Source organism: Nostoc sp. (genome assembly GCF_036917935.1).
Taxonomy (GTDB): domain Bacteria; phylum Cyanobacteriota; class Cyanobacteriia; order Cyanobacteriales; family Nostocaceae; genus Nostoc.
In genome coordinates this window covers 71,782-96,415 of the sequence record NZ_JBALEL010000039.1, presented here as the reverse complement: position 1 = coordinate 96,415, position 24,634 = coordinate 71,782, and the positions used below count along the sequence as shown (strand labels likewise).

The 24,634-nt window shown below is 42.3% G+C and carries 22 protein-coding genes; 11 read left to right on the top strand and 11 right to left on the bottom strand.

Translation table 11 applies throughout. The features are described from left to right. The first annotated feature begins 40 nt into the window (after positions 1 to 40). Together V7K62_RS17775 and V7K62_RS17770 are read left to right on the top strand one after the other, a co-directional pair. The gene (locus tag V7K62_RS17775) at positions 41 to 1,516 is read left to right on the top strand and encodes a lipase family alpha/beta hydrolase (protein ID WP_334866220.1); all 1,476 of its coding nucleotides are present in this window, start codon (positions 41 to 43) and stop codon (positions 1,514 to 1,516) included. Positions 1,517 to 1,846: 330 nt separating this feature from the next. Then, entirely contained in the window at positions 1,847 to 2,638 is a 792-nt protein-coding gene (locus tag V7K62_RS17770; protein WP_334866218.1) for an SDR family NAD(P)-dependent oxidoreductase, read from the top strand. A 267-nt stretch (positions 2,639 to 2,905) separates the two neighbouring features. Here the strand turns inward: V7K62_RS17770 and radC are convergent, their stop codons facing one another. Next, positions 2,906 to 3,637 carry a RadC family protein gene (gene radC, locus V7K62_RS17765; protein WP_334866216.1) on the bottom strand — a complete coding sequence of 244 codons (732 nt, stop codon included), beginning with the start codon at positions 3,635 to 3,637 and terminating at the stop codon, positions 2,906 to 2,908. A 206-nt stretch (positions 3,638 to 3,843) separates the two neighbouring features. Here radC and V7K62_RS17760 point away from each other — a divergent pair, with 206 nt between their 5' ends. Continuing rightward, on the top strand, positions 3,844 to 4,386 hold the full coding sequence (locus tag V7K62_RS17760) for a hypothetical protein (protein ID WP_334866214.1): 543 nt from the start codon (positions 3,844 to 3,846) through the stop codon (positions 4,384 to 4,386). A gap of 250 nt (positions 4,387 to 4,636) precedes the next feature. On the opposite strand, the gene V7K62_RS17755 is transcribed toward V7K62_RS17760, so the two are convergent. Then, positions 4,637 to 5,575, bottom strand: coding sequence for a phosphoribulokinase (locus V7K62_RS17755; RefSeq protein WP_334866397.1), 939 nt, complete (start codon positions 5,573 to 5,575; stop codon positions 4,637 to 4,639). 206 nt (positions 5,576 to 5,781) lie between these two features. On the opposite strand from V7K62_RS17755, the gene V7K62_RS17750 reads away from it, so the two are divergent. Next, positions 5,782 to 6,444 carry a class I SAM-dependent methyltransferase gene (locus V7K62_RS17750; protein ID WP_334866212.1) on the top strand — a complete coding sequence of 221 codons (663 nt, stop codon included), beginning with the start codon at positions 5,782 to 5,784 and terminating at the stop codon, positions 6,442 to 6,444. Between the two features lie 18 nt (positions 6,445 to 6,462). On the opposite strand, the gene aroA is transcribed toward V7K62_RS17750, so the two are convergent. Continuing rightward, positions 6,463 to 7,743, bottom strand: a complete 1,281-nt coding sequence (gene aroA / locus V7K62_RS17745) for a 3-phosphoshikimate 1-carboxyvinyltransferase (protein WP_334866210.1) — start codon at positions 7,741 to 7,743, stop codon at positions 6,463 to 6,465. Positions 7,744 to 7,950: 207 nt separating this feature from the next. Between aroA and obgE the strand changes: the two genes are divergently transcribed. Continuing rightward, positions 7,951 to 8,979: a GTPase ObgE gene (obgE, locus tag V7K62_RS17740; RefSeq protein WP_334866208.1), complete on the top strand. Its 1,029-nt coding sequence runs from the start codon at positions 7,951 to 7,953 to the stop codon at positions 8,977 to 8,979. Here obgE and V7K62_RS17735 read toward each other — a convergent pair. Then, positions 8,972 to 12,043 carry a PAS domain-containing sensor histidine kinase gene (locus tag V7K62_RS17735; RefSeq protein WP_334866206.1) on the bottom strand — a complete coding sequence of 1,024 codons (3,072 nt, stop codon included), beginning with the start codon at positions 12,041 to 12,043 and terminating at the stop codon, positions 8,972 to 8,974. The genes obgE and V7K62_RS17735 overlap by 8 nt on opposite strands. A gap of 300 nt (positions 12,044 to 12,343) precedes the next feature. Between V7K62_RS17735 and V7K62_RS17730 the strand changes: the two genes are divergently transcribed. From V7K62_RS17730 to V7K62_RS17720, 3 genes are read left to right on the top strand one after another with little or no spacing between them, the layout of a single operon-like run. After that, positions 12,344 to 12,949 (top strand): vWA domain-containing protein, encoded by a 606-nt coding sequence (locus V7K62_RS17730; RefSeq protein ID WP_334866204.1) that lies wholly within the window; start codon positions 12,344 to 12,346, stop codon positions 12,947 to 12,949. 55 nt (positions 12,950 to 13,004) lie between these two features. Continuing rightward, a complete protein-coding gene (locus V7K62_RS17725) occupies positions 13,005 to 13,610 on the top strand; it encodes a vWA domain-containing protein (protein WP_334866202.1) in 606 nt (201 codons plus the stop codon). A 27-nt stretch (positions 13,611 to 13,637) separates the two neighbouring features. After that, complete coding sequence (locus V7K62_RS17720; RefSeq protein ID WP_334866200.1) at positions 13,638 to 14,033, top strand: salt stress protein, Slr1339 family; 396 nt, start codon at positions 13,638 to 13,640, stop codon at positions 14,031 to 14,033. A gap of 574 nt (positions 14,034 to 14,607) precedes the next feature. On the opposite strand, the gene V7K62_RS17715 is transcribed toward V7K62_RS17720, so the two are convergent. Both V7K62_RS17715 and V7K62_RS17710 read right to left on the bottom strand, forming a co-directional pair. Then, positions 14,608 to 14,949 (bottom strand): winged helix-turn-helix transcriptional regulator, encoded by a 342-nt coding sequence (locus tag V7K62_RS17715; protein ID WP_334866198.1) that lies wholly within the window; start codon positions 14,947 to 14,949, stop codon positions 14,608 to 14,610. 379 nt (positions 14,950 to 15,328) lie between these two features. Then, positions 15,329 to 16,072, bottom strand: coding sequence for a ferritin-like domain-containing protein (locus V7K62_RS17710; RefSeq protein WP_334866196.1), 744 nt, complete (start codon positions 16,070 to 16,072; stop codon positions 15,329 to 15,331). Between the two features lie 114 nt (positions 16,073 to 16,186). Here V7K62_RS17710 and V7K62_RS17705 point away from each other — a divergent pair, with 114 nt between their 5' ends. After that, a complete protein-coding gene (locus V7K62_RS17705) occupies positions 16,187 to 16,753 on the top strand; it encodes a thermonuclease family protein (protein ID WP_334866194.1) in 567 nt (188 codons plus the stop codon). A gap of 95 nt (positions 16,754 to 16,848) precedes the next feature. Here V7K62_RS17705 and V7K62_RS17700 read toward each other — a convergent pair whose 3' ends face one another. Further along, on the bottom strand, positions 16,849 to 17,730 hold the full coding sequence (locus V7K62_RS17700) for a carbohydrate ABC transporter permease (protein WP_334866192.1): 882 nt from the start codon (positions 17,728 to 17,730) through the stop codon (positions 16,849 to 16,851). A gap of 24 nt (positions 17,731 to 17,754) precedes the next feature. Between V7K62_RS17700 and purN the strand changes: the two genes are divergently transcribed. Then, positions 17,755 to 18,417: a phosphoribosylglycinamide formyltransferase gene (gene purN / locus V7K62_RS17695; RefSeq protein ID WP_334866190.1), complete on the top strand. Its 663-nt coding sequence runs from the start codon at positions 17,755 to 17,757 to the stop codon at positions 18,415 to 18,417. A 228-nt stretch (positions 18,418 to 18,645) separates the two neighbouring features. Here purN and V7K62_RS17690 read toward each other — a convergent pair whose 3' ends face one another. From V7K62_RS17690 to V7K62_RS17675, 4 genes are all read right to left on the bottom strand, one after another. After that, on the bottom strand, positions 18,646 to 21,225 hold the full coding sequence (locus V7K62_RS17690; protein ID WP_334866188.1) for a GAF domain-containing protein: 2,580 nt from the start codon (positions 21,223 to 21,225) through the stop codon (positions 18,646 to 18,648). Positions 21,226 to 21,592: 367 nt separating this feature from the next. After that, the gene (gene pyrR, locus V7K62_RS17685) at positions 21,593 to 22,129 is read right to left on the bottom strand and encodes a bifunctional pyr operon transcriptional regulator/uracil phosphoribosyltransferase PyrR (protein ID WP_334866186.1); all 537 of its coding nucleotides are present in this window, start codon (positions 22,127 to 22,129) and stop codon (positions 21,593 to 21,595) included. Positions 22,130 to 22,223: 94 nt separating this feature from the next. After that, entirely contained in the window at positions 22,224 to 23,195 is a 972-nt protein-coding gene (gene cbiB / locus V7K62_RS17680; protein ID WP_334866184.1) for an adenosylcobinamide-phosphate synthase CbiB, read from the bottom strand. A 57-nt stretch (positions 23,196 to 23,252) separates the two neighbouring features. Further along, a complete protein-coding gene (locus V7K62_RS17675) occupies positions 23,253 to 23,693 on the bottom strand; it encodes an Rrf2 family transcriptional regulator (protein WP_334866182.1) in 441 nt (146 codons plus the stop codon). A gap of 448 nt (positions 23,694 to 24,141) precedes the next feature. On the opposite strand from V7K62_RS17675, the gene V7K62_RS17670 reads away from it, so the two are divergent. Then, positions 24,142 to 24,555, top strand: coding sequence for an AbrB family transcriptional regulator (locus V7K62_RS17670; protein ID WP_334866180.1), 414 nt, complete (start codon positions 24,142 to 24,144; stop codon positions 24,553 to 24,555). The last annotated feature ends 79 nt before the right edge of the window (positions 24,556 to 24,634 follow it).

Here is a 24,634-nt window from a genome sequence, read left to right as displayed (position 1 = left end):
GGGAACGAAAAAAAATATTGATTAAATAGCAAGGATATATATGCAGTATTTACCAATCATCTTCGTTCGTGGATATGCAGGTACACAACAAGATGTTGAGCAAGCAGTCAACGATCCGTTTTATGGATTCAATAGTGGTTCAACCCATATTCGAGTAGATGAGAAAGAAAATCCCCAGAAGTTTTTTTTCGAGAGTCCATTGCTGAGGCTAATGAACGATCATGGTTATCAACCGATTGTTGACAATCAGAATTTGAGCAATCAGATTAAAAGATTGTCTGACCAACTTCATAAAACTATTTGGATCTACCGATTTTATGATATAACAACACCTAGTTTTAGCTCCTCAAGTGTAGTCCGACAGGAGATGGAGCAAATAGCTCAGGGTTTAAGAAAACTGATCCAGAATGTCAAGGATAGAACAGGTGCTGACAAAGTTTATCTTGTCGCCCACTCGATGGGAGGTCTTGTTTGTCGCAGCTTGATTCAAAAGATTTATCCAGATGAAAACGAACAAGCTGTTGATCATATTGACAAATTCTTTACCTACGCTACACCTCATGGTGGTATTTATTTTGAGGTCGGGGGTGGCTTACTTGAAAATCTGAGGGACAGGTTCCAATTGAATAATTCTGATGACTTTGGGCCCTGGCGGATGTACCAGTATTTGACACCTGAAGTCAACAAGACAACGGATGAGTTACCCGATAACTTTCAGCTAGAAAAACTACAAAGCATAGAGAATGCATTTTCACCAAGCCGCGTTTTTTCTCTAATCGGCACTAATGCACATGATTATGAAGAAGCTTTTGGTCTCTCACGCAAGACTGTCGGGGTGAAAAGTGATGGTCTAGTTCAGATTGATAAAGCTTATATCAGCGGATCTCATCGTGCTTATGTTCATCGCTCTCATGGTGGGCGTTATGGCATTTTGAACTCCGAAGAAGGTTATCAAAACCTGCAACGCTTTTTGTTTGGTGATATCCAGGTGAAACTGTCTCTTAGCAATGTCGAGTTAAAAGACCGGGACAAGAATTTTTATCAATTGGAAACTAGGGTTGCTTTGCGTGGTCTTCCTATTCCTATATATGAGCAAGCGATCGCTCATTATTGCCCAATCACACAAGAGTTAATCAGAACAGATAAACCTGTTCCTTTGTTTACAGCCTTTTTAATCCCAAGAAACTCAGCCAGTGATAATAATGTCTGTAGATATGCCCTGCGTTTAGCCCTGCATTCCTTCACAAAACAAGAGACGAATTGGTTAGGTGACAGTCATCTCGACCAAGTGCCGGTGTGGTCTGACTATTTAATTACTGATGTTGTCGAATCAAATAGCACTTATGAGGCTAAATACAGTTGGAATTCTGATGAAAAAGAGCCAGTAACAAAGTTAAATCCGACTTCAGAATCCAGTTCCGGGGTATATGTTGCATATATTCCCGTACCGGAACGTGGGCAAAAAGTCTTAGGAATAAATGCAGCAGTTCGCTTGGAAATTTCCCAATGGCAATAAATGAGTGCTTGTTGTTATGTAGTCTGTGATTAGTTATGGTTACTTAGCACCTTTTAATTATTCTGGAGAAAGAATAATCAAGGTTAAAGAGCGTTAGGTTAATAATGACTAATAACTAATGATTTATAAGAGATATGAGTGAAAAAGAATGTAGAGATGTAGCACTGCTAAGTCTCTATAAGGGTTCTGGATTAACACTTATAGCAGATTGCAACAGGCGTGAGGTACAGAGAATTGTCGGGGCACAACATGTTGTGCCCCTACCCCTACGCTGTAGTTAATTTCACTCATATCTCTATTTGTTTTCAAGTTGTTAAGAGAGGAAAAATTATGCAGAGTAATCGCAAACAAACGGCTCTTATTACTGGTGCATCTGGCGGCATCGGTTATGAATTCGTGAAATTATTTGCTCAGGATGGTTACAATCTTGTGTTGGTAGCTAGAAGCGTGGAAAAGCTGAATAAAATCGCCGATGAATTTAAAAATAAATTTGGCATTGATGTCAAAGTTATTTCCAAGGATTTATCTAACCCATCAGCCCCAGAAGAAATTTTCACGGAGCTAGAACAAGCATCGATCAAAGTTGATGTGTTGGTTAACAATGCTGGATTTGCTACCTACGGATTATTTAACGAAATTGACCTGAATGCTGAAATGCAATTGCTACAAGTCAATGTTTTATGTCTGACACATTTAACCAAGTTATTCCTCAAGGGTATGGTTAAGCGGGGGTCTGGAAAAATATTAAACCTGGCCTCCACTGCTGCTTTTCAACCAGGGCCACTGATGGCAGTATACTACGCTAGTAAAGCCTATGTCTTATCGTTCTCAGAAGCGATCGCTAATGAATTAGAAGGTACAGGCGTTTCTGTAACAGCGCTTTGTCCAGGGCCTACAGAATCTAATTTTCAACAAAGAGCCGCAATGGAAGACTCAAAGTTGGTCAGCGGTCAAAAAATTATGACTGCGGAAACGGTAGCCCAAATCGGCTATCGTGGTCTATTTGAAAACAAAACTGTTGTCGTTCCTGGAATTAAAAATAAGCTACTCGCTGAATCTGTAAGATTTACTCCCAGAAAGCTAGTAACTAAACTAGTTAGAAATATGCAGGAAAGTAAATAAGTTGTAATAAGCTGTTCCACATTTAACTTGCATAATTAGAGCGCTCATGTTGCCCACCCCACAAGAGTTATATAAATTTTAGATATGCAAACTAGATGTGGTTTAGCTTATCATGTCTGCTTGATTGCTTAACTAGGCTTCAAGAACCCCACCCCCCAACCCCCTCCCCGCAAGCGAGGAGGGGGCTATGATATATCTCATTTGATTAGGAAAAGCTATAAGAGTCTGAAACAATTTTTAATTACGAATTACGAATTACGAATTATTTTAATCCCCCTGTGGATGCTCATCCCACAAGGTTGTCAGTTCCCGTAAACTCTGATGATTGCCATTACCCAAAATCAGATGATCTAGTACCGGAATGCCCAAAAGCTGCGCCCCTGCTAACAACTGACGCGTCAATTCTATATCTTCTTGGCTGGGTTCAAGGTTCCCAGAAGGATGGTTGTGGGCAACTATCACCCGCGTTGCGCCTTGACGAATAACTTCCCGAAAAATATCACGGGGAGAGGCTAGGGTTTCGGTTGCGGTACCAATGGTAATTACTTGCGTACCCAATAAGCGATTCTTGACATCTAACAGCACCACTGCAAAACGTTCTTGTATCTGCCACATCAAATCTTGACTGAGGGTAGCAGCAGCAGCAAGTGGGCTATCAATTAATGTGCCATCATTGGGACGAGATTGAAAGGCGCGTTTACCCAATTCAATTGCTGCTAAGATACTTGTTGCCTTCGCCGGGCCAACACCAGAAATTTGCATCAACTCAGCAGGGCTAACTTCTCGCATAACTACCAAAGGATCGCGTTGGTGTTTGCCTAATTCGCTCAAGATATATTGTCCCAAACCCACAGCAGATAGTTTCCCTGGCCCTTGACCGGTGCCTAGAAGAATTGCGATTAACTCCGCTGTGGCTAAAATTTTTGCACCATGCGTCATTAATCGCTCACGCGGACGCTCATTTGTAGGTAGGTCGGCAATTCTGAGGCAATAGGTCATAAACTAAGAAAATAGCACCACACATCAAACTATCTTTATTTATCCCTTGTTTGCTCTCAAAATCATCTTTATTTGAGAAAATCTTTAATTTTGGGAAATTTTCTCTATTTCTGTATATTCCTCACTTAGGATGTCTCTCAAGTTACTATTAAGATTCCAAACGGATAGCAAAAGCTCAATCGATGCCAGGTGTAAGAAAGGTTACAATGACTGCTGATGATAGAGCCTATGAGTTAGACATCCTGAAAAAAGTAATCAACACTTATTTAGATAAAACTGTACCAGTTACAGAAGAGGGTTTAAATTCCCTAGTGTCCAAACACGATGAGACTGTCTGGAAGATAGCTACAAAAATTTATAGCGAGAGCGGACACAAGGTTGAATTTTCTCTAGTGCGTGATATTGTTAACTCCTATATAGAAGTCTTGAAAATGCACGTAGCGACTGAGAAGGCAGCTGCCTACAAGCGCTTACAGTATCAAAAAGTTGAGGAAGCTCGACGAGTGACACAAGAAGTTCAACAAGCGACAGAGGCAGAGAATCGCAGGCAAAATCGATTGATTCAGTTAGCTAAAAAGTTTGATGAGTCCGGTAGAGACAAGAGTATGTCCGATCTTTTTGTTAAAGTTCTAGATATAGTCAGTAAACAGTTGAGCGTTGAGTTGGATAAAGTAAGTTTGACTAGTCACATCTGTAACGATTTAGGAGCAGATGAGCTTGATACTGTTGAGCTTGCAATGGCACTTTAAGAGGCGTTTAATTTTAATATTGAAATATCTGAGGACATATTAGGGTCAGTTAAAAAATGGCCTCCGTCATTTAGCTATAATTCTTTCGGTGATTCAGATCCTGTAGCTTGCACTGTTGGAGAACTATTAGACTACATTCACAAGCAAATCTCTACCTGAAGATTAGCCGTTAGCAAAGTGCGATCGCATAATTCAACAGTCCAATACTACACGCGATCGCAAACCATTTAAACCCCTTCATTGTCGCTAATTACTGATAAATTTGCGTTGCTTTCAGCATGTGGTAGGTAATGATTAACTGAGTCAAAGCCAGAGGATAACTTTGCAGTGTTTCTCCAGTTGTACCAGCAATTTTACCCAGTTCTGGATTACTTTCGCGATCGCAAATATTTCGTAAATGGGGCATATCAGAACAAATAATATGCTCTAACTTATTCACCTGTTCTAAGGTGGCATGACCATCAACTTCTAAGACATCTACTGGCTTACTCATATCCCTGTCTAGCCCTAGACGGATCGCTGAGTCAGAATTACCATAGCTAGAGTTGGTAATTGGGGTAAAATCTGGATGCGGAATTGTCGGACGCAGTACCAGTCGAACATTCAGGTGTCCATTGGTTTCATCATCTTCATCAGTGGGTGGATAGAAACTAATTACTATATCAGACCATTGCCGTTGCGGACGGATAAACTGTGCTGAGTCTGGTTCGCGCTTTTCTAGTTCTGCTAGCACCTGTTCAGCAGTGTAGCCACGCTTTTGCGTATCTCGCTTGACTTTCCATTTAGCACGAACTTGTTCCGGGGGTGCAAGGTATACTTTTATATCATAAGAATCACGAGCAGCACGAGTAGAATAACCGAGTAATCCTTCAACAATCACGAATTTACTCGGCTTGATATACTGCGGTGGCTCGAATGTACCTGTTTTATGGCTGTAAACTGGCTTGAGAATGGGCTGTCCTGTGCGTAGCAGCGACAGATGTTGCTGCATAATATCCAGGTGGTTGCAGTCGGGGTGGAGGGCAGTGATGCCAATTTCTGCACGTTGTTGGCGATCGTAACGGTGATAATCATCTGTACAGATGATTGTGACATTTTCTGGGCCGAGTACCTGAGCGATTCCTCGCGTTAGTGTTGTTTTACCAGCGGCGCTGTCGCCGACAATACCAAGAATTATTGGACGGCTCATCATAACCTCCCACAATAAAAATAAGTTTAGTAATAAAATTACCCACAATAGTTTTTATTCTAGAAGGGTTTAAGCAACTAACTCAAGCAAAGACTTGGTATGCAATATCTCTACATAATATAGAATGTTTGTGCGATGCCTACGGCGGGAAACTACGCTTTTTGCATAATAATTGCAATCTAGATGATTGCCCAATGCCCAATTTTATGACAACTAAAACACTAGGACTCGAACAAAACCTCTACGACTATTTACTGTCAGTCTCTCTCCGAGAACCAGAAATTTTAACCCAACTGAGACAGGAAACAGCCCAGTCTCCGATAGGGAGAATGCAAATTGCTCCCGAACAAGGGCAGTTTTTGGCGTTATTGGTGCAGTTGCTGGGAGCTAAGAAAACTTTGGAAATCGGGGTATTTACAGGTTATAGTTCCCTGGTGGTGGCATTGGCATTACCGAGGGACGGTAAGGTAGTAGCCTGTGATATTAGTGAAGAATTTACAACGATCGCTCGGCGCTATTGGCAGCAAGCAGGAGTAGCAGATAAAATTCAACTGCATATTGCCCCAGCTTTGCAGACTTTAGATCGGCTACTGGCAACAAAAGAAGCAGAAACTTTTGATTTTGCCTTCATCGATGCAGATAAGAGCAACTATGATGGCTATTATGAGCGATCGCTGCAATTAGTGCGTCCGGGGGGATTGATTGCGATTGATAATGTCCTCTGGTCAGGCAAGGTTGCCGACCCCGAAGTGCAAGATAATAGAACTAAAAGAATTCGTGCTTTTAATCAAAAACTGCATCAAGACCAGCGAGTTAGTCTTAGTGTAGTAGCGATCGCAGATGGCTTAACTTTGGCACTGAAAAGGTAAGTTTAGCGAAAATAGCTCTTATTGTTCTAACATTTGAAAGAATCGGGTAAAGTAATCTGGAAAGGTCTTCGCTGTACAACCAGGATCTTTAATTATAATCCCTGGAACCTTCAAGCCAGTCACAGCAAAAGCCATCGCCATTCGATGATCGTGATAGGTTTCAATTGCCGCCGGCGTAATGGGGCCAGGCTGAATTTTCAGTCTATCTGCAAATTCTTCAACTTCAACTCCTAACCGCCGCAACTCTGTGACAACAGCTTTAATTCGGTCAGTTTCCTTATAGCGAATATGTTCCACGTTCCGAATCGTAATCGGTGAACTGGCAAAGGGGGCGATCGCTCCTAATGTTTGCACTAAATCTGAGATATCATTCATATCAATGTCGATGCCTTGCAATTGCTTCGGCCCCGTCACTTCGGTGTAATCATCCGCATCCTTAATTTGGCAACCCATCTGTTCTAAAACATTCAGCCAGAGAATATCACCCTGACAAGATTGTTTGGTCAAATGTTTTACCCGCACCCGTCCACCCGTGACGGCGGCGGCGGCAAAAAAGTAAGAAGCATTTGACGCATCGGGTTCGACTGTGTAATGTCGAGCTTGGTAACGTTGTCCTGCTTTAATCTGAAATTGATTATCGCCAATTTGAATCACCTCCACGCCAAAATCTGCCATCAGACGACAGGTCATTTTGACGTAAGACTGAGAAACCAGCGTACCTTCAACCTCAACAATTGTGTCTTGTTGAGCATAAGGCGCAATCATCAGCAACGCCGAAAGTTGCTGACTTGTTTGGTTCGCTTTCAAGCGAAAATTGCCACCAGCGAATTGCCGACTATAGACGGTATACGGCATAAACCCGGAGTTTCCCTCAAAGTTAATGGTTGCTCCACCCATTTGTAGTACCGTCAACAAGTCGCCCATCGGTCGTTCTCGCATCCGGGGAACCCCATCTAGGCGATATTCGCCGTTCCCCAGTGCCACCAGCGCCGAAATAAACCGTGCTGCTGTACCTGCCAAACCCACAAATAAATCTGCCTGTTTAGCTGGAATCTCGCCTCCTCTTCCCGCCACTTGAATCTGTGCCAGTTGAGGATTCAAAGTAATGGGAATGCCCAACTGCTCTACGCATTTGGCAAAATACTCGCTGTCTTCACTAAATAAGGCATTTTCTAAAATGGAGTCACCTTGCGCTAACGCAGCGACAAGTAACGCCCGATTGGTAAGACTTTTAGAACCAGGAATTTCTACCGTGGCATCCACTGGCCGATTTAGAGCAGGAATTGCAATGGTATCCACTTTAAACCTCTACGTAGGCGGTTAGCTACAACTTTATATATTGCCATATCTTGAGCAAAAGGGGCAGGGGAGGAAAAAGTGTGAGTTACAAGTAAAGTAGTGAGAAATGAGATTTTAAAACTTATAATTTATAACTCCCATATAACTCGCAACTCATAATTCAGCACGGGTTAAACCCTAGCTATCCGCTAACAGGACTGTAGAAAAATGCAATTTATCGATCAAGCAAAAATTGAAGTTGAAGCTGGTAAGGGCGGCGATGGTATTGTCGCCTTCCGGCGAGAGAAGTACGTGCCGACTGGTGGCCCCTCTGGTGGTAATGGGGGACGAGGTGGTTCGGTATTTTTCGTTGCCGAAGAAAACTTACAAACTTTGTTGGACTTCAGATACAACCATCGCTTTCAGGCAGAAAAGGGTACTCGTGGCGGGCCAAGTAACTGCACCGGAGCAGGAGGAAAGGATTTAATTATCGAAGTTCCTTGCGGTACAACCATTTATGATGCTGAAACTGGCGAACTGCTGGGAGATTTAATTGAGCCGAAGCAGACTTTGCTGATTGCCCAAGGTGGTAAAGGCGGACTGGGAAATCAGCATTTCTTGAGTAACCGTAACCGCGCCCCAGAATATGCCCTCCCCGGATTACCAGGGGAAATAAAGCAGCTGCGCCTAGAGTTAAAACTTTTGGCAGAAGTGGGGATTATTGGCTTACCAAATGCTGGTAAGTCCACTTTAATTTCATCTTTATCCGCTGCACGTCCGAAAATTGCAGACTACCCTTTTACTACCCTGATTCCAAATTTGGGTGTAGTGCGGAAACCTACTGGCGATGGAACTGTTTTCGCTGACATTCCCGGACTAATTGAGGGAGCAGCACATGGGGCAGGGCTGGGACATGATTTCTTGCGCCACATCGAGCGCACGCGGGTGCTACTTCACTTAATTGATGCCACTAGTGATGATGTGGTTAGAGACTACAACACAATTAAGCAAGAATTACAAGCTTATGGGCAGGGTTTAGCAGAACGTCCGCAAATTTTGGCGCTGAATAAAATTGATGCAGTTGATCGGGAAACTGTCGATTTGGAAGCGTTAGCCACCCAACTTAATCATCTCTCCTACGCCCCGGTTTTTGTGATTTCAGCGGTTACTCGCTCCGGGTTAGAGCCGATGTTACAAGAAATTTGGGGAATTCTCGACCAAATGAAGGCTCCTGAAGAAGTGGAGGTATTTAGCTAATTCCTAATTCTGATGTTGACGTATCTTGAATCAGGGGAATCTTAATCACAAAGTCAGCCCCTTGTCCTGGCTGCGAAATACATTCTAAGCAACCGCCATGTCTTTCTGTAATGATTTGGTAGCTAATGGCAAGACCCATCCCCGTACCTTGGCCGATGGGCTTGGTGGTAAAGAAGGGGTTAAATAGTTGTTTTTTAACATCTTCTGATATTCCCAATCCATTGTCGGTAATCCTAATTGTTACCTGATTTGGCTGCTGTAGTTGGGTACGAATGCAAATTGTCGGAATTGGGCATTGAGAATTGGGCATGGGGCATTGTTTATTCTCCTTGTCCCCCTTGTCCCCTGTCCCCAGTCCCTCTTGTAAAGCATCGATCGCATTTGACAAAATATTCATGAATACTTGATTTAGCTCCCCTGCGTAACATTCAACCAGCGGTAGCTTACCGTATTCTTTGATTATTTCAATTGTCAAGCGCTGGTCATTACCCTTGAGGCGGCTTTGCAAAATCATCAGAGTACTGTCGATTCCCTCATGGATATCAACAGCTTTCATTTCGGCTTCATCTAAGCGCGAAAAAGTTCGCAGGGAAAGCACAATCTCGCGAATGCGGTCTGCACCAACTTTCATTGAGTTGATTATTTGTGGGAAATCTGATTTCAAAAAGTCTAGTTCGATTTGTTCTGCAAAATCCTGAATTTCTAGCACAGGTTGGGGATAATGACTTTGATAGAGTTGCAAAAGTGAAAGTAAATCTTGGGTGTATTCTTTGGCAGGGCTAAGGTTGCCATAGATAAAATTGACCGGGTTGTTGATTTCGTGTGCCACTCCTGCAACTAGTTGCCCCAAACTAGACATCTTTTCACTTTGAATTAAGTGAGTCTGGGTGCGTTGAAGTTCGCGGAGTGTAACTTTAAGTTCTTGGGCTTGTTGTCGTAGTTGCGCTTCCGACTTTAGCAGGGCTTCCTTGGCTTGTTTGCGTTCTGTGATGTCCCTAACAACAGCTACCCGACAAAAAGGCTCTCCTGTTTCAGGGTGTTTAACGATAAACAGGCTGCAATCAGTAGGAATTTCTATACCTGTTTGAAAATGTCTATGGCGAAACTCGCCTTGCCAGAAACCATATTCAAGCATCAAAGGAATAATTTGTTGCTGAAACTCTGCAAAAGCTTCTGGTGAATGAAAATCAACCACTGGCTTGGTTTTGGCTGCTTCCAGGCTACTAAGTCCCACCATCTTGAGTCCAGCAGGGTTTACATAGAGAACTTGCCCTTCCATTGAAGAAATGCCAATAAAGTCACTGCTGTTTTCAACCAACGCTACAAATTTTTGCTGTTCCTCTTCAGCTCGTTTGCGTTCTGTGATGTCCAGCACCATTGAGGCAATGCCAAGCACCTGGCCATCAGGAGCCACTAAGGGGTTGTTATACCACTCGCCGACTATCCTCCTGCCATCTTTAGTGACGTTCTCGTTGACACTAAAACTTCCTCCACTTTGTGTTAACAGGGCAGTGATAATCTCATTTACGTGCTTTCTGGCGTTTTCAGGAACTATAATCTCAAAACGATTCCCCAGCATTTCCTGTGTGGTGTATCCAAAGATTCTCTCTGCTGCCCGATTCCATGTCTGAACCTCAAAGTTGGTATTCCATTCAATAATGGCTAAAGGTGTTTGTTCAATCAGCAATGCCAGCCTTTGCTTTGAAGCCCTGAGTTGTGCGTCTGCTTGCTTGTATTCGGTAATGTCGCGATAATACCAAATCCTACCGTAATAGTCTCCTAAAGGTGATATCTGATCACAAGCCCCTTGCTGTTTACGCACAGGTGCAGAATAGCGCTCAAAAATCTTTCCAGATTTGAGGAAAATTTCATCATGGCTGCTTTCGTCTGGATGCTGGTAAAGATACTCCACCTTAGCCAGAAATTCGTCTGGATTTACTAGTTTGTCTAGTACCGATCCCACGAGTAGGCGATCGTCCCGTGTTTCGATCAGTGCCGCAGGAATTTGCCATAACTGGGAGAATTTCTGATTAAATGATGTAACTGTAAGATTTTCATCAATAATCAGAATTCCGTCGATGGAAGCTTCTTGTTGAGCTTGGAGTACAGCATTAATCCGGTGTAGGTCTTTCTCTGCTTGCTGGCGTAAGCGCAACGCAGCTTGCTGTTCGCTGATGTCGCAAAGCAACCAACGCCAGCCGACCTGCTGACCCTGTGAATTATACATTGCAACCATCCTGATACTAGCAGGAAAGGTTGTACCTCTTCGTGGCTGTAGATAGACTTCCCAATCCTGCACCTGCTGCAAACTTGCCAGTTGGTTGATGAAGGTTTGGCGGTCGGATTCAGCGATAAACAGGATTAATGGTTTACCTACCAGATATTTTTGTCTCGCAGATAGTAAGGCTGCGGCTACATAATTAGCCTCTTTGATGATGCCGACTAGATCAATCACTAAGTAAGCATCTGGGGCGAGATCAAACAAATCCTGGTAACGTTGATGCTCTAATTCAGCAGTTTTACAAGCGATCGCTAGTTCTTCGTTTTGTTGGCGCAGTTCTTTCAGGGTTTTCCGATGTGTCTCGCTGGTTTGTATGAGTTCAGTAAGATCAGTAACTCTGCCACTCACATCCAGAATTTTTCCGAGATCATTTTGTAAAATTATGTCTCGAATACTACCCACCAAAAATTTATTACCAGTCTCATCCTCAAAGCAAGACTTTTTTGTAGAGATGAGATGGGTTATACCCTGAGCATCGCTAAAAAGCTGCTGATTCTCATTAGTAATATTTGCGGTAAAAACCAGTTCATCTTTTTCCCGGAACACATCAGCTTCTGCTTGCGGAAAAAAATCATAGTCTGACTTGCCAATTAGCTCTTCTCGGCGATGACCGACGAAATCACAGTAGCGATCGTTAAGTAACACCCAGCGATGTTGACGGTCTTTGACAAAAACTGCGTCAGATATGCCATTAATTATCTGATGCAGAAATGCTGGGGAGAAGTTTTGCTGCTGTGTGTTTTGTTTTGGCCCAGGGTTATCTAAGAATCTAGGATGGTTCATACCCGAATTTATCTCTAAAATTGAGCTAAACAGCTTTGTTTAGCTCCATGTGTGTCAGCGCATGAGTAGTATTTATTATTCCCAGACTAACTACGGATGCAACAGGGGACTGGAGATTGGGGACTGGGAAGATTTTGTTCTTTGATGAGGTTAGGTGATGCCTGCAACGGGCTACGCCAACGCATTTATCAACTGTGGCTTTTTTGAGTAGCATAATTGATACGAAACCTTAAAATGCTTACGGTATCGTCAAATTCGTAGATTAGACTAGAACCAGAGGGTAACAATCAGAGGAAGATTATGATGAGCGATCGCGACTATACATTAATCATTGACAAAAGCGGTAGTATGTCCACACCCGACCAAGTGGGTGGTAGAAGTAGATGGGAAATCGCTCAAGAGTCTACTCTCGCTTTGGCCAGAAAGGCCGAACAGTTTGACCCCGATGGCATCACCGTTTACGTATTTTCCGGCAGATTTAAACGCTACGACGATGTTAATTCAGCCAAAGTCGCACAGATATTTCTCGAAAATGACCCTGCTGGCACAACAAACTTAGCAGGTGTACTCCAGGATGCCCTCAATAATTACTTTCAACGCAAAGCAGCTGGTAAAACCAAGCCAAATGGAGAGACAATTTTAGTCATCACCGATGGTGAACCAGATGATCGCAAAGCTGTGTTTGAAGTCATCATTCATGCTACTCGCCAGATGGAACGTGATGAAGAATTAGCAATTTCGATCATTCAAGTAGGTTCAGATGCCCAAGCAACTAAGTTTCTCAAAGCTTTGGATGATCAGTTGCAAAGTGTTGGCGCTAAATTTGATATTTGTGATACCGTCACTTTAGACGACTTAGAAGAAATGAGCCTTGCAGATGTATTGAGCAACGCCATAACTGACTAATGTGTTAATCGCCCATAGTCCAGTAACTCTTTACTATTAACTGGAGAATTTAATAATGCTAGAAAATCGTGATTATACCTTGATTATCGACAAAAGTGGTAGCATGGCAACCCAAGATCAAAAGGGTGGTAGAAGTAGATGGGTTGCAGCCCAGGAATCTACTTTAGCTTTAGCTAGTAAGTGTGAGCAATTTGACCCAGATGGGATCACTATCTATCTATTTTCTGGTAGATTTAAGCGATACGAAAATGTCACATCCAGTAAGGTATCACAAATTTTCCGAGAAAATGACCCGTCTGGTACAACTGACTTAGCAGGTGTGTTAAAACATGCAACTGATGATTACCTTCAACGCAAAGCAGCCGGTCAAACAAAGCCAAATGGTGAAACAATTTTAGTGGTTACTGATGGTGAACCCGACGATCGCAAAGCAGTAATGAAGGTGATTATTGAAGCTTCTCGCCGCATCGATCGAGATGAAGAACTAGCTATTTCCTTTATTCAAGTTGGTACAGATCAGCAAGCTACCCGCTTTCTGAAAGTCTTAGACGATGAACTCCAAAGTGCTGGTGCTAAATTTGATATCTGTGACACAATTACTATGGAAGATATGGAAGATATGAGTCTCTCGGAAGTGCTACTCAATGCTATTAATGACTAGCTATACCATTTATTAGGAATTGCCAAAATGGATTCCATTGATAAGCTATTAGCTGAACTCCAAACGGAATACAAAGAAGTACAACCACAACAGCAGCAGTCAAAATCAGCCGCAGCCAAATCGTTTATCCCACCATCGCCAAAGTCAGCATCTTTTATGGATAAGCTTTTGGCAGAAGTTCAGGCTGATTTTGCCGAAGAGGATGCTGCTATTGAGTTAAAAAGACAGCAAGAACTAGAACAGGAACGAATTCGACAAGAACAACTCAAAGCCAAACAACTAGAGGTTTTGAAAGTGGAAGCAAAAAAATGGTTAGCCAAAGTAGATCCACTTTCGTCCGAAGGACTTTGGTTTGAAAGGTTTGCTGAAAGTTATTCCTCAAAATTAGAGGCAGCGATTGAATATTTAAGAAGCAATGAATAAAATAATTAGTAATGACGCTCAAGGTCTCGCTAACGCTGCGTTAACGTAATTCGGATAAATCTGCTAGCTAAAATTGTAAGCTAGCAATTATTATTTATTATCTATAGGACTAGTATTTGATTTTTGAAATGCACGTAGTGGACTGTCTAGGTTTTAATAGTGCATTAGACGTAGACGTAGGTTGGGTGGAGGCTTTGCGTAACCCAACATATATCAGGATGTTGGGTTGCGCTCCGCTCCACCCAACCTACAATTTTTTGCAACTCAAATTATCAGGTAGCAATTATTATTTATTACCTATGCTCAATATTAACGGCGATTTGTTTGAGCTAAATGTTGCACAGCCCATTCATGCATAGCATAAAGAATTGGTTGCAAAGTTTCTCCTAAAGTAGACGTAGGTTGGGTGGAGGCTTTGCGTAACCCAACATATATCAGGATGTTGGGTTGCGCTCCGCTCCACCCAACCTACAATTTTTTGCTACAATTTTTTGCAACATTAAAGCCATGACAGTTCACTACAAGACTACCGAGATTTTTTCAGAAATCAAATATGATTCCTATATGCTCAATATTAATGGCGATTTGTTTGAGCTAAATGTTGCACAGCCCATTCATGCATAGCATAAAGAATTGGTTGCAAAGTTTCTCCTAAAGGCGTTAGAGAATATTCTACCTTGGGTGGAATTTGGGGATAAACTTCTCGATGAATAATGCCGTCTTCCTCCATTTCTCTGAGTTGCTGAGTTAGCATCTTTTGCGTAACTCCAGCTAAAGCCCGTTGCAACTCACCAAACCGTTTGACGCCAGTCATTAATTCTCTAATAATCAAAACTTTCCAGCGTCCGCCAATCACCTTTAGGGTAGTTTCTACTTCACAAGTCAGCCTGAGATGGTTTTCTGCTTCAGCTTTCATAGTTTTTTTGTAGGAAGAACCTGACTCAGGTTTGCTGGGTAGTACCGCTAATTATCTAATTATTACTTGTTTTAGGTCTTCCATAACTAATAGACCTCTTGCATAAATCAATAAATTTGAACCCCACCCCGCCAAAGCTACGCTTTGTCTCCCCTCCCCGCAAGCGGGGAGGGGTTGGGGGTGGGGTGTTACGGACTTTTGCAAGAGGTCTAACGAGTCCCAAGCTCTACTAAAATACGCCGGGAAACTATTAGTATGCAGTAACTTGGAGCTAAGAAGCTTCAAAAATTTCAGGTTTAGCTAGGGAATATAGAAACCCCTGGCTAACGAAAGTTTGAGCCAGAGGTAGTTGATCATTAGATACTCAAGATATCTATAATTACATAGCTACCAACTCAGAATCGATTTCCGACGGCGCACTATCCTGGACTAGCGATCGCGTTTCGCCATTACGCTGGAGGATACCGCCAACCATTGCCAACAAAGCGTTTACCTTGCGAGTTCGCCACATATCTACGAGTTTTTGCACTTTAGTTGCAGACATCCGGCGCATCATCGCTTCGTAGAGATAAGCAGCATGTCCAGTTTCATCTTGGGCAATACTTAGCATTCCTAACTTCAAGTTACGAGCGGTTGGCTCGTTATCAGGTAATACTTTCGCCATTCGCGCAAAGTCTTTGCTAGCATCTAACTCCAGAATGTATGTGCTAGCCATAAATACATCCCACTCAATCACAGCCGGTTTTAGCTGTTCTTGAGGGTAGCCCTCAAAGAATGCTGCGAAAAAGGGACTACGCTGTTGTGATTTTTTTGTAGGTGTAGTTTGGGGTTGACGCTTGAAATCTATAACTTGTTTATTTAGCTGTTGTAAGGCGTGGGCAAAAATTTGACCATGCCTAGTTTCATCTGATGCATGTTTTGCTAGTTTTTCGGCTAGCCATGTATCGCCTTCGGCAGATGCGCGATCGCTAAGTGCAGATAAAAACGGCACAGAGCCAGATTCGGCCAACTGAAACCCCGCAAGGATGTTGGGGCGGGTTTTAGAATCACGAATTTGAGCCGCAGAGTAATAGGCAAAAGCACCTGAACCAGCTAGATGCAGAACGTGAGTCAAGAAGTTCATCAGGAATTCCCGCTGACAATTGGAAGGTTACAATTCTTATTATGTCAACGGTTAACAAATATATCTTTTCATTTTGCTAGTATCATCCCACAGAGGTAATACAGGTAAGTTTGAATGGAAAAATTAACTAAATCAGTGCGATTTTGGCTTTGTGCAACTATCATAATTTTGGGTTTGATCGGCTGCGATCGCTTTGTCGGTACTTCTGGAGAAGCGGTTGAGCGAGTGAGTGATGGGGATACTCTAGTAGTCAAAGATACCAACGGCAAAAATTTTAGTGTGCGCTTTGCTTGTGTAGATGCGCCAGAAATAGCTCATACTAATAAAGAAAAGCAGAGTAAACGCACTAGCGATCGCAATCAATTTACTTGGGGTGTGAAAGCTCAACAACGGGTGCAGCAACTGGTGCAACAAGGAGGCGATCGCGTGACTTTGAATATCACTGATAGCGATCGCTATGCACGTAAAATTGCCGAAGTCCGTTTAAAAAATGGCACTTTTATACAACAGGTATTGTTGGAAGAAGGGTTGGCAAAAGTGTATCGTCCCTATTTAAACAAGTGTCCTAGTAAAGACTTAGTTCAACAAGCCGAAGCTAAAGCGAAGGAACAACGGCTTGGTGTTTGGAGCGATGCTAAATTTATTAATCCTTGGGAATATCGCAGCTTATATAAAAAGTAAAAACTCTAGCTGTTTCTAACTGAATGCACTACATTTTTTGGCATTGCATATTTACGCGATGATTTAGCAACTTCCAAAATTCCCCCCTACCTCCCCTACTCCTCTCCCCAAGTTTGCAGTTGCAAATAAACTAGTACCAGCGTCACAGCTAGTAACACCGTCGCTGCTGCTGCTGCATAACCAAAATCAAATTGACCAAAAGCCTCTTGGTAAATATAGTAAACCAGCAAATTAGTCGAATTCAGTGGCCCACCGCCAGTCATCACATAAACTTGCTCAAAACTCCGCAATGTAAAAATCGCGGTAGTGATGATTGCAAATATCACAGTCGGGCGCAATCCAGGCAGAGTAATATACCAAAATTGTTGCCAAGCATTTGCTCCATCTAAATCTGCTGCTTCATAACGACTGGGAGGAATTGCTTGCAACCCTGCTAAAAAAACTACCATATTGAAACCCAGTTGTTTCCAAATACTCATTAAAATAATTATCGGCATTGCCCAAAATGTGTCTCCAAGCCAGGGTATGTTTGGAATGCCAAAAAAATCTAAAAGTCCGTTAACTGGCCCTGATGTTTGAAACAGCCAGCGAAATCCCAAACCGGCTGCCACAAGTGAGATAATTGAAGGTAGAAAATAAGCACTTCGCAGGAAGCCCCGCAAGGGAATGGAGCGGTTTAATAGCACTGCCAATCCCAAGGAGATAACTAAACTGGGAATGATGGTGGCAACACTAAAATAAAAGGTGTTACCCAGAACTTGCCAAAAGTCGGGGTCGAGTAGCAAGCGCCAATAGTTTTTTAAGCCTATCCAATAAGTACCTTTTAAGGTGAAACTACCAGCGGTGAAACTGAGGTAGAACAAATAGGCGATAGGCCAAATGATAAAAACACCCAGCAAAATTAATGCTGGTGTGAGAAAAATCCACGCGGCTACTGTATCATTATCCAACCACGACTTAGGATATATTTTTGGCATCTATAATTAACCCTCTTAGCTGTTATGACTCTCCGCCTTGATTCTACCCTGAGCTTAATTTCCCCCAACATTAGCGATGATTGCCAACAATTCGCCCCTTTAAAACTGGGAATTATGGCTTCTGGGAATGGCAGCAATTTTGATGTAGTTGCCCAAGCTATCCAAGATGGGCGGCTAAATGCCCAAATTCAAGTTTTAATTTACAATAACCCCTCGGCGAAAGCAGCCGTCAGAGCAGCTAATAGAGGTGTAGAAACTATTTTATTAAATCACCGCAACTATCAAAGCCGAGAAGAGTTTGATGAGAAAATTGTGCAGACATTGCGGCACTACGATGTAGAATGGGTGATTTTGGCTGGTTGGATGCGATTGTTAACATCAGTTTTCATTGATGCCTTTCCTGAGAGAATTATTAATATCCATCCTAGTTTGTTACCTAGTTTTAAGGGAATCCATGCTGTAGAACAAGCCTTGGCGTGTGGGGTAAAAATCACTGGTTGTACAGTGCATATAGCTTGTTTAGAAATGGATAGTGGCCCAATATTGATGCAAGCCGCAGTACCAGTACTGCCGGATGATACAGCAGAAACACTCCACGCCAGAATTCAAATTCAGGAACATCGAATTTTACCATTAGCGATCGCTCTGGCAGCTTCTTCGTCAAAAGTTACACTAAGCGTAACGTAAAAATACATAGTTTATTGTTCTCTCGTTCCCAGTCTCCGACTGGGAATGCCTAATGGGGGGGCTGCCGCCTCTTAACTTGCGGCAGAGCCGCAATTGAAGTGCATTTCCAGCCAGAGGCTAGAAACGAGGTTTTAAAATGGTTTTGGTTTAAGTTGACATCAAACGTACCATGTTATGTAGCAGTGCGTTAGGCTAAAGCCGTAACACACCCTAACTTTTGATTTACTATTAATTAGAGTTAGCTTCAGCAACTTGATTCGCTTGTAAGAGCCTAGCATGATCGAGAGTAAATCCTACTTGCATCGCTATCTGGGCAAATAAATCAATCTCAGCTTGTTGCCAATCACGGGGTTCAGAGCATTGATGTGCAATTAACAAGCCAAATAGCTGCTCATCTTTGATAATGGGTGCGACTAAATTTGCTTTCACACCAAAAGATTCGAGCAGGTTAATGTGACAATCAGCCAAACTAGACTCATAAATGTTGTTGATGGCGACAACGCGACCAGACTGGTACTTTTCTACATAGCCTTGAGTGAAACAGGGGTCGTGAATTTTAGATCGCAAAACTTTGGGATAAGCTGGAACCACTGATTCGGCAATTATAATTCCGAACCAATTAGCGTAAAAGCTATAAACCAGCACTCGGTCAGTACTCAGTCCTTTACGAACCTCTTCCACAGTAGTTTTGATGATATCCTCTTCGTTGAGCGATTGGCGAATGCTGCGGATAATATCTACTAGTAACTGACTTCGCATCCTTTCAGCTTCGATTCGTTGCAGGAGTCTGGCATGGTCGAGAGCAAATCCCACTTGCATCGCTATCTGGGCAAATAAATCAATCTCAGCTTGTTGCCAATCACGGGGTCTAGAGCATTGATGTGCAATTAATAAGCCAAATAGCTGTTTATCTTTAAGAATGGGGGCTACTAAATTTGCTTTGACAGCAAAAGATTCGAGTAAGCTAATATGGCAGTCAGCCAAACCTGCTTCATAAATGTTGTTTATGGCGAGAACGCGACCACGCTGATACTCTTCTACATAGCCTTGACCAAAACATGGGTCTTGGATTTCAGCTCGCAAAACTTTTGGATAGGTGAGAACAACTGATTCAGCAATCACTGTTCCAGACCAATTAGCATCAAAGCTATAAACCATCACTCGGTCAGTACTTAGTACTTTCCGAACCTCTTCGACAGTGATTTTGAGGACATCCTCTTCGTTGAGCGATTGGCGAATGCTGCCGATAGTATCCGCCAGCAACCGACTTTGCACACCTTCAGCCTCGATTCGTTGCAGCAACCTGGCATGGTCGAGAGCAAATCCCACTTGCATCGCTATCTGGGCAAATAAATCAATCTCAGATTGTTGCCAATCACGGGGTCTAGAGCATTGATGTGCAATTAATAAGCCAAATAGCTGTTCATCTTTGAGAATGGGGGCGACCAAATTTGCTTTCACAGCAAAAGATTCGAGCAGGTGAATGTGACAATCAGCCAAACCTGCTTGGTAAATGTTGTTTGTGGCTACAACGCGACCAGACTGATACTTTTCTAGATAACCCTGACTGAAACAGATGTCTTGAATTTCAGACCGCAAAACTTTGGGATAACCTGGAACCACTGATTCGGCAATTATAATTCCAGACCAATTAGCGTTAAAGCTATAAACCAGCACTCGGTCAGTACTCAATACTTTGCGAACCTCGTCCACAGTGCTTTTGAGGACATTCTCTTCGTTGAGTGATTGGCGAATGCTGCGGGTAATTTCTATAAATACCTCAGCTTTATCTGCTTTGGTATCTACCTGTTGTAAAAGTTTGGCGTAGTCAAGGGCAAATCCTACTTGCATGGCTATCTGAGCGAACAAATCAATCTCAGACTGCTGCCAAAAGCGAAGTCTAGAACACTGATGTGCAATCAATAAACCGAATAGCTGTTTGCCTTTGAAAATAGGTGCTACTAAATTAGATTTGACAGCAAATTGCTCCAGCAACTCAATATCAGCATCACTAAGATCGGCTTGATAGATATTATCAATAGCACGGATACAAGCATTCTGGTATTTTTCTATATACGCTGCCTCAAATCCAGGGTCAGAGACTGTAACCCCTAATATTTTCGGTAAACCAGGTGCTACTGATTCGGCGATAAAGGTTCCATTACAGTTGGAGTTGAAGCAAAAGATAGTTACGCGATCAATGCTTAAAGCTTTACGAATTTCTTCTGAGGTAGTTTTGAGAACATCTTCTTGATTGAATGATTCTCGAATCCAACGGGTAATTTTTATTAATAGTTGGGAGTAATCAGCTTCGGCTTCTTTCTCTTGTACCAAAACCGAAAGTAGGTCTGTAAATAAAGTGATGTTTCTCTCTAACATCACTAATTCATCTTGGCTAGCGATAAAAACTTGAGTAAACTCACTGTCTGGACGTAGCCTCTTTTTAATATTATTAGAGATTGCGGCTGCCTTGCTGACTCGACTTATAACTCGATTCGTCACAAAAACAGCGATCGCACCTGCTAAAATTGCTGTAACCCCCATACCAGTTAACAAAAGTGACAGTTGTCTTTGTAAAGCAAGTTCAGTTTCTATTGAACTTTGTACACTCTCTTGTCTGAATTGCGGAATTTGTTTGGTAATTAAATTAATGCCATAGTAGTAAGTAGCTGTTCCAATTGCAACTACAGGAAGGATACTGATACTTAGTGCCCAAACTATCGCCTTAGTCTTTAAATTCCATTTTTGTTGCCAGAGTCTTTGTTGACGATTTTGTCTTGCTTGGTTTTGAGAAAAAGACTGACTCATAAATGAAACCTGGATTGCTGCAATTGAGAATCAAGTAAATAACCTCACCACCAAATTCTACACAAACCAGAGTTTTACAGACTTCTCACAGTTATTCTTGCCCCTAAGAAGTAAGTTTGCCTATTTCGGAAATATATTAGCCTAACTATGCATTTTAGCAGACGGGCTGCATACTGAAGGCAAATGTCAGGCTGTTTGGGTTCTTGGTCGGGACGCTACTTTAAGTTTGTTAACAAAATTTTTAACAAAGAAAAAAATACTCAACTACTTCTTGTGGGCGTCTCGCCCGCCCGTAGCCAAAGGCGGACAAGATGCCTACTCCACAAGTAGTAGTAATATCAATTCTTCTAACTCCTAATTCCATAGCCTAATCTGCAATTAACTCCACTGCATCTCGTCCATCGGAATTTTGTAAGTAAACTTTGACAATTTCTTCTTTAGCTGTAGGCAACTTCTTGCCAATAAAATCTGGATGAATTGGTAATTCTCGATGACCTCTGTCTACTAACACAGCTAAACGAATCACTTCTGGTCTACCATAATCGTTGACTGCGTTCAAAGCAGCGCGAATTGTCCGTCCTTTGAAAATCACATCATCCACAAGTACAACCGTTTTCCCCGTCAGGTCAAAAGGAATTTCGCTTTTCGTTGGAGTCCGCAATCCAATTTTGTCGAGGTCATCTCGATAAAATGTAATATCCAAAGCACCGACTGACACGTCTACACCTTCCAGCGCCTCAATTTGACGCGCTAACAACTCAGCTAATAACGCACCCCTGGTATAAATACCAAGAAGCACAAGTTGAGACAAATCACGCGTCCTTTCGACAATTTGAGAGGCAAGGCGAGTCAAGGTACGACGGATTTCTTCGGATGAGAGAATTTCAACTACTTTGGCAGACATAGCTATAGACTGATACCCCTAAAGGATTAGGTACTGGAGACTGGGGACTGGGGGACAAGGAGAATAACCCATGCCCAATGCCCTATATTTATCATTACCTATTTGGAAGTATTAAGAATATAGCGATCGCTATCCCCAACCATAGCAAAAAACAATATCGAGTCAGCTGCAAACCATTCTGAATAGAAGTTGCAGTAATCGGATAAATAGCATCTCCTAGCAGTGGTTTGTACTTAGCTACCCCGCGATACCAATTTGTACCCCCCATCTGCACACCCAAAAAAGCAGCATAGGCGCACTCACTCCAGCCAGAATTGGGGCTAGGATCGTTAATTGCATCCCGACGACAAAGTTGCCAAACATGCATCGGTTTACCCGATAACAACGCCAGAGTCACGACTGTTAACCGACAAGGTAGCCAAGTCAAACAATCTTCCAACCGCGCACAGAACCATCCCAAATAAGTATAGGGTGCTTCCCGATAGCCCACCATTGAATCAAGGGTACTGCTGGCTTTATACGCTAAAGCTAAGGGAGTTGGCCCCACAACTGGTATAAAGACACCAACAATTGCATAAAAAAGCGGAGCCATCACTCCATCGGTGGCATTTTCTGCAACTGTTTCTAAAACGGCTCGTGAAATTTCTGCTTGTGAGAGGTTTTGGGTATCTCGACCAACGTAATTACTTAAAATCTTCCGAGCCTCCCCCAAATTTCCTGCTGTTAAAGGTTGTAAAACAGCCTCCGCTGCTGCTCGCAAACTTCTGCCAGCAAAACAACTAGCCAAAAGAATGCTATTTATTGCAATTCCCAAGAGTGGATGAACCCATCTGGCAATTTTAATTATCAAAAAGCCAACAAGGCCGCTCCCAATTATTAAGATAATGCCTAGTACAATTCCAGCTAGGCGTTGTGTTAGAGAATTTTGACACAATTGGAGAAAAATTTTCGTCAGGCGAGAAATTATCCACCCCATAACTTGCACTGGATGAGGCCAATCCCAAGGATCGCCAATTAAGTAATCTAAAAATGCTGCAATTATTAAGATATAGATATTATTAGTCATAATTCGCAAGTCTTGGGTTAAAAGTCAACGGTCAATATTTGGACTATTGACTCTTGACTAAACCACAAAACTAGCTTCTTCTCCAAGGGAAGCTTGCCAGCTACGAGCATCGTAATAAAGGTCTGCCAGAGTAATACTGTACAAAGCTTCTTTGAGCTTTTGGTTTAGTCTCTGCCAGAGGCTAAATGTTACCCAATCTTCGGCTTGTGTAGGTGCTGGGGTGTGATGAGGTAAATGACTAGTCTCGCCAACAGCTTCTAAAATTTGTCCTATAGATATTTGTACAGGCTCTCTTGCCAATTGGTATCCGCCGATGCTACCACGAACTGATTTAACTATTGACGCACGACGCATTTCTATTAGTAGTTTTTCGAGGTAAGGAGCTGGGATATCTTGGCGTTTAGCGATCGCTCTCACAGATACAGGCCCATATCTTGGCTGTAAACTCAAATCTAGCAACGCCTTTACACTATAGTGTCCTCTGGTAGTTAATTTCATTTTGGCCTGCTTTTTTGTTTGTCCTTTGTCTTCGTTAGTGCTGCGTCTCCCTGAAAAGAAATTCTCCTAGTCGGCTTGCGACCCTGAGACTTCTCTATTTGTCCTTTGTAAATAACCAATGACTAAGGATCAGTTTTACTTATCATTCTGTAACTCAGTTATCATCCTCAGCAAGTAAACGACTTTTTGAGCGTTAGTTTAGAAAACTTAAACAAATATAGTCTAGCAGTGATTCACTAACTATATATATATAGTTATCAGCATTGCCAGCTTTATCTAAAATAGATTGTCTTGGCAATATTGGTAATGGCATAACAATTGTGCATCTGAGTGTAATATACTTGGCTAGGTTGAGATAAAAACTAAAGGATTATGTTCCTATTAGCTCAACCTCAGCTAAAATAAAATCGATTCAAACACTTCAAACATTCATTTTCGACCTAAGTTGATGCCTAAACAGAAAAAAATTGAACCCTTACTCGGTGAAGAACTGCTCAAAAAAGTCAAAGAACTAGAGAGCGAGAGCAAAGAAGACAAAGCCAAGAAGTGCGGCTACTATACCATTACCAAAAACGGTATAGAGCGCGTCAATATGATGAAGTTCTTAAATGCCCTAATTGATGCCGAAGGCATTCAGTTGGACAGTACACCCAGTGCTAATGGGCGTGGTGGACGTAGTGCAAGCTATAGAATTAGTGTGCAATCGAATGGTAACTTACTTATAGGTTCAGCTTATACAAAACAGATGAATCTTAAACCAGGAGATGAGTTTCTGATCACTTTAGGCAAAAAGCATATTCGTCTGAGACAGGTAGATCCAGAAGATCGGGAAAATGATGAAGCCATAGAAGCCACGGCTTAATAAACGGTCATTAGTCAATTGTCATTTGTCCAAAGTCCAATTGTGAAAACCAATGACTATAAATAGTCATTAGTCAATT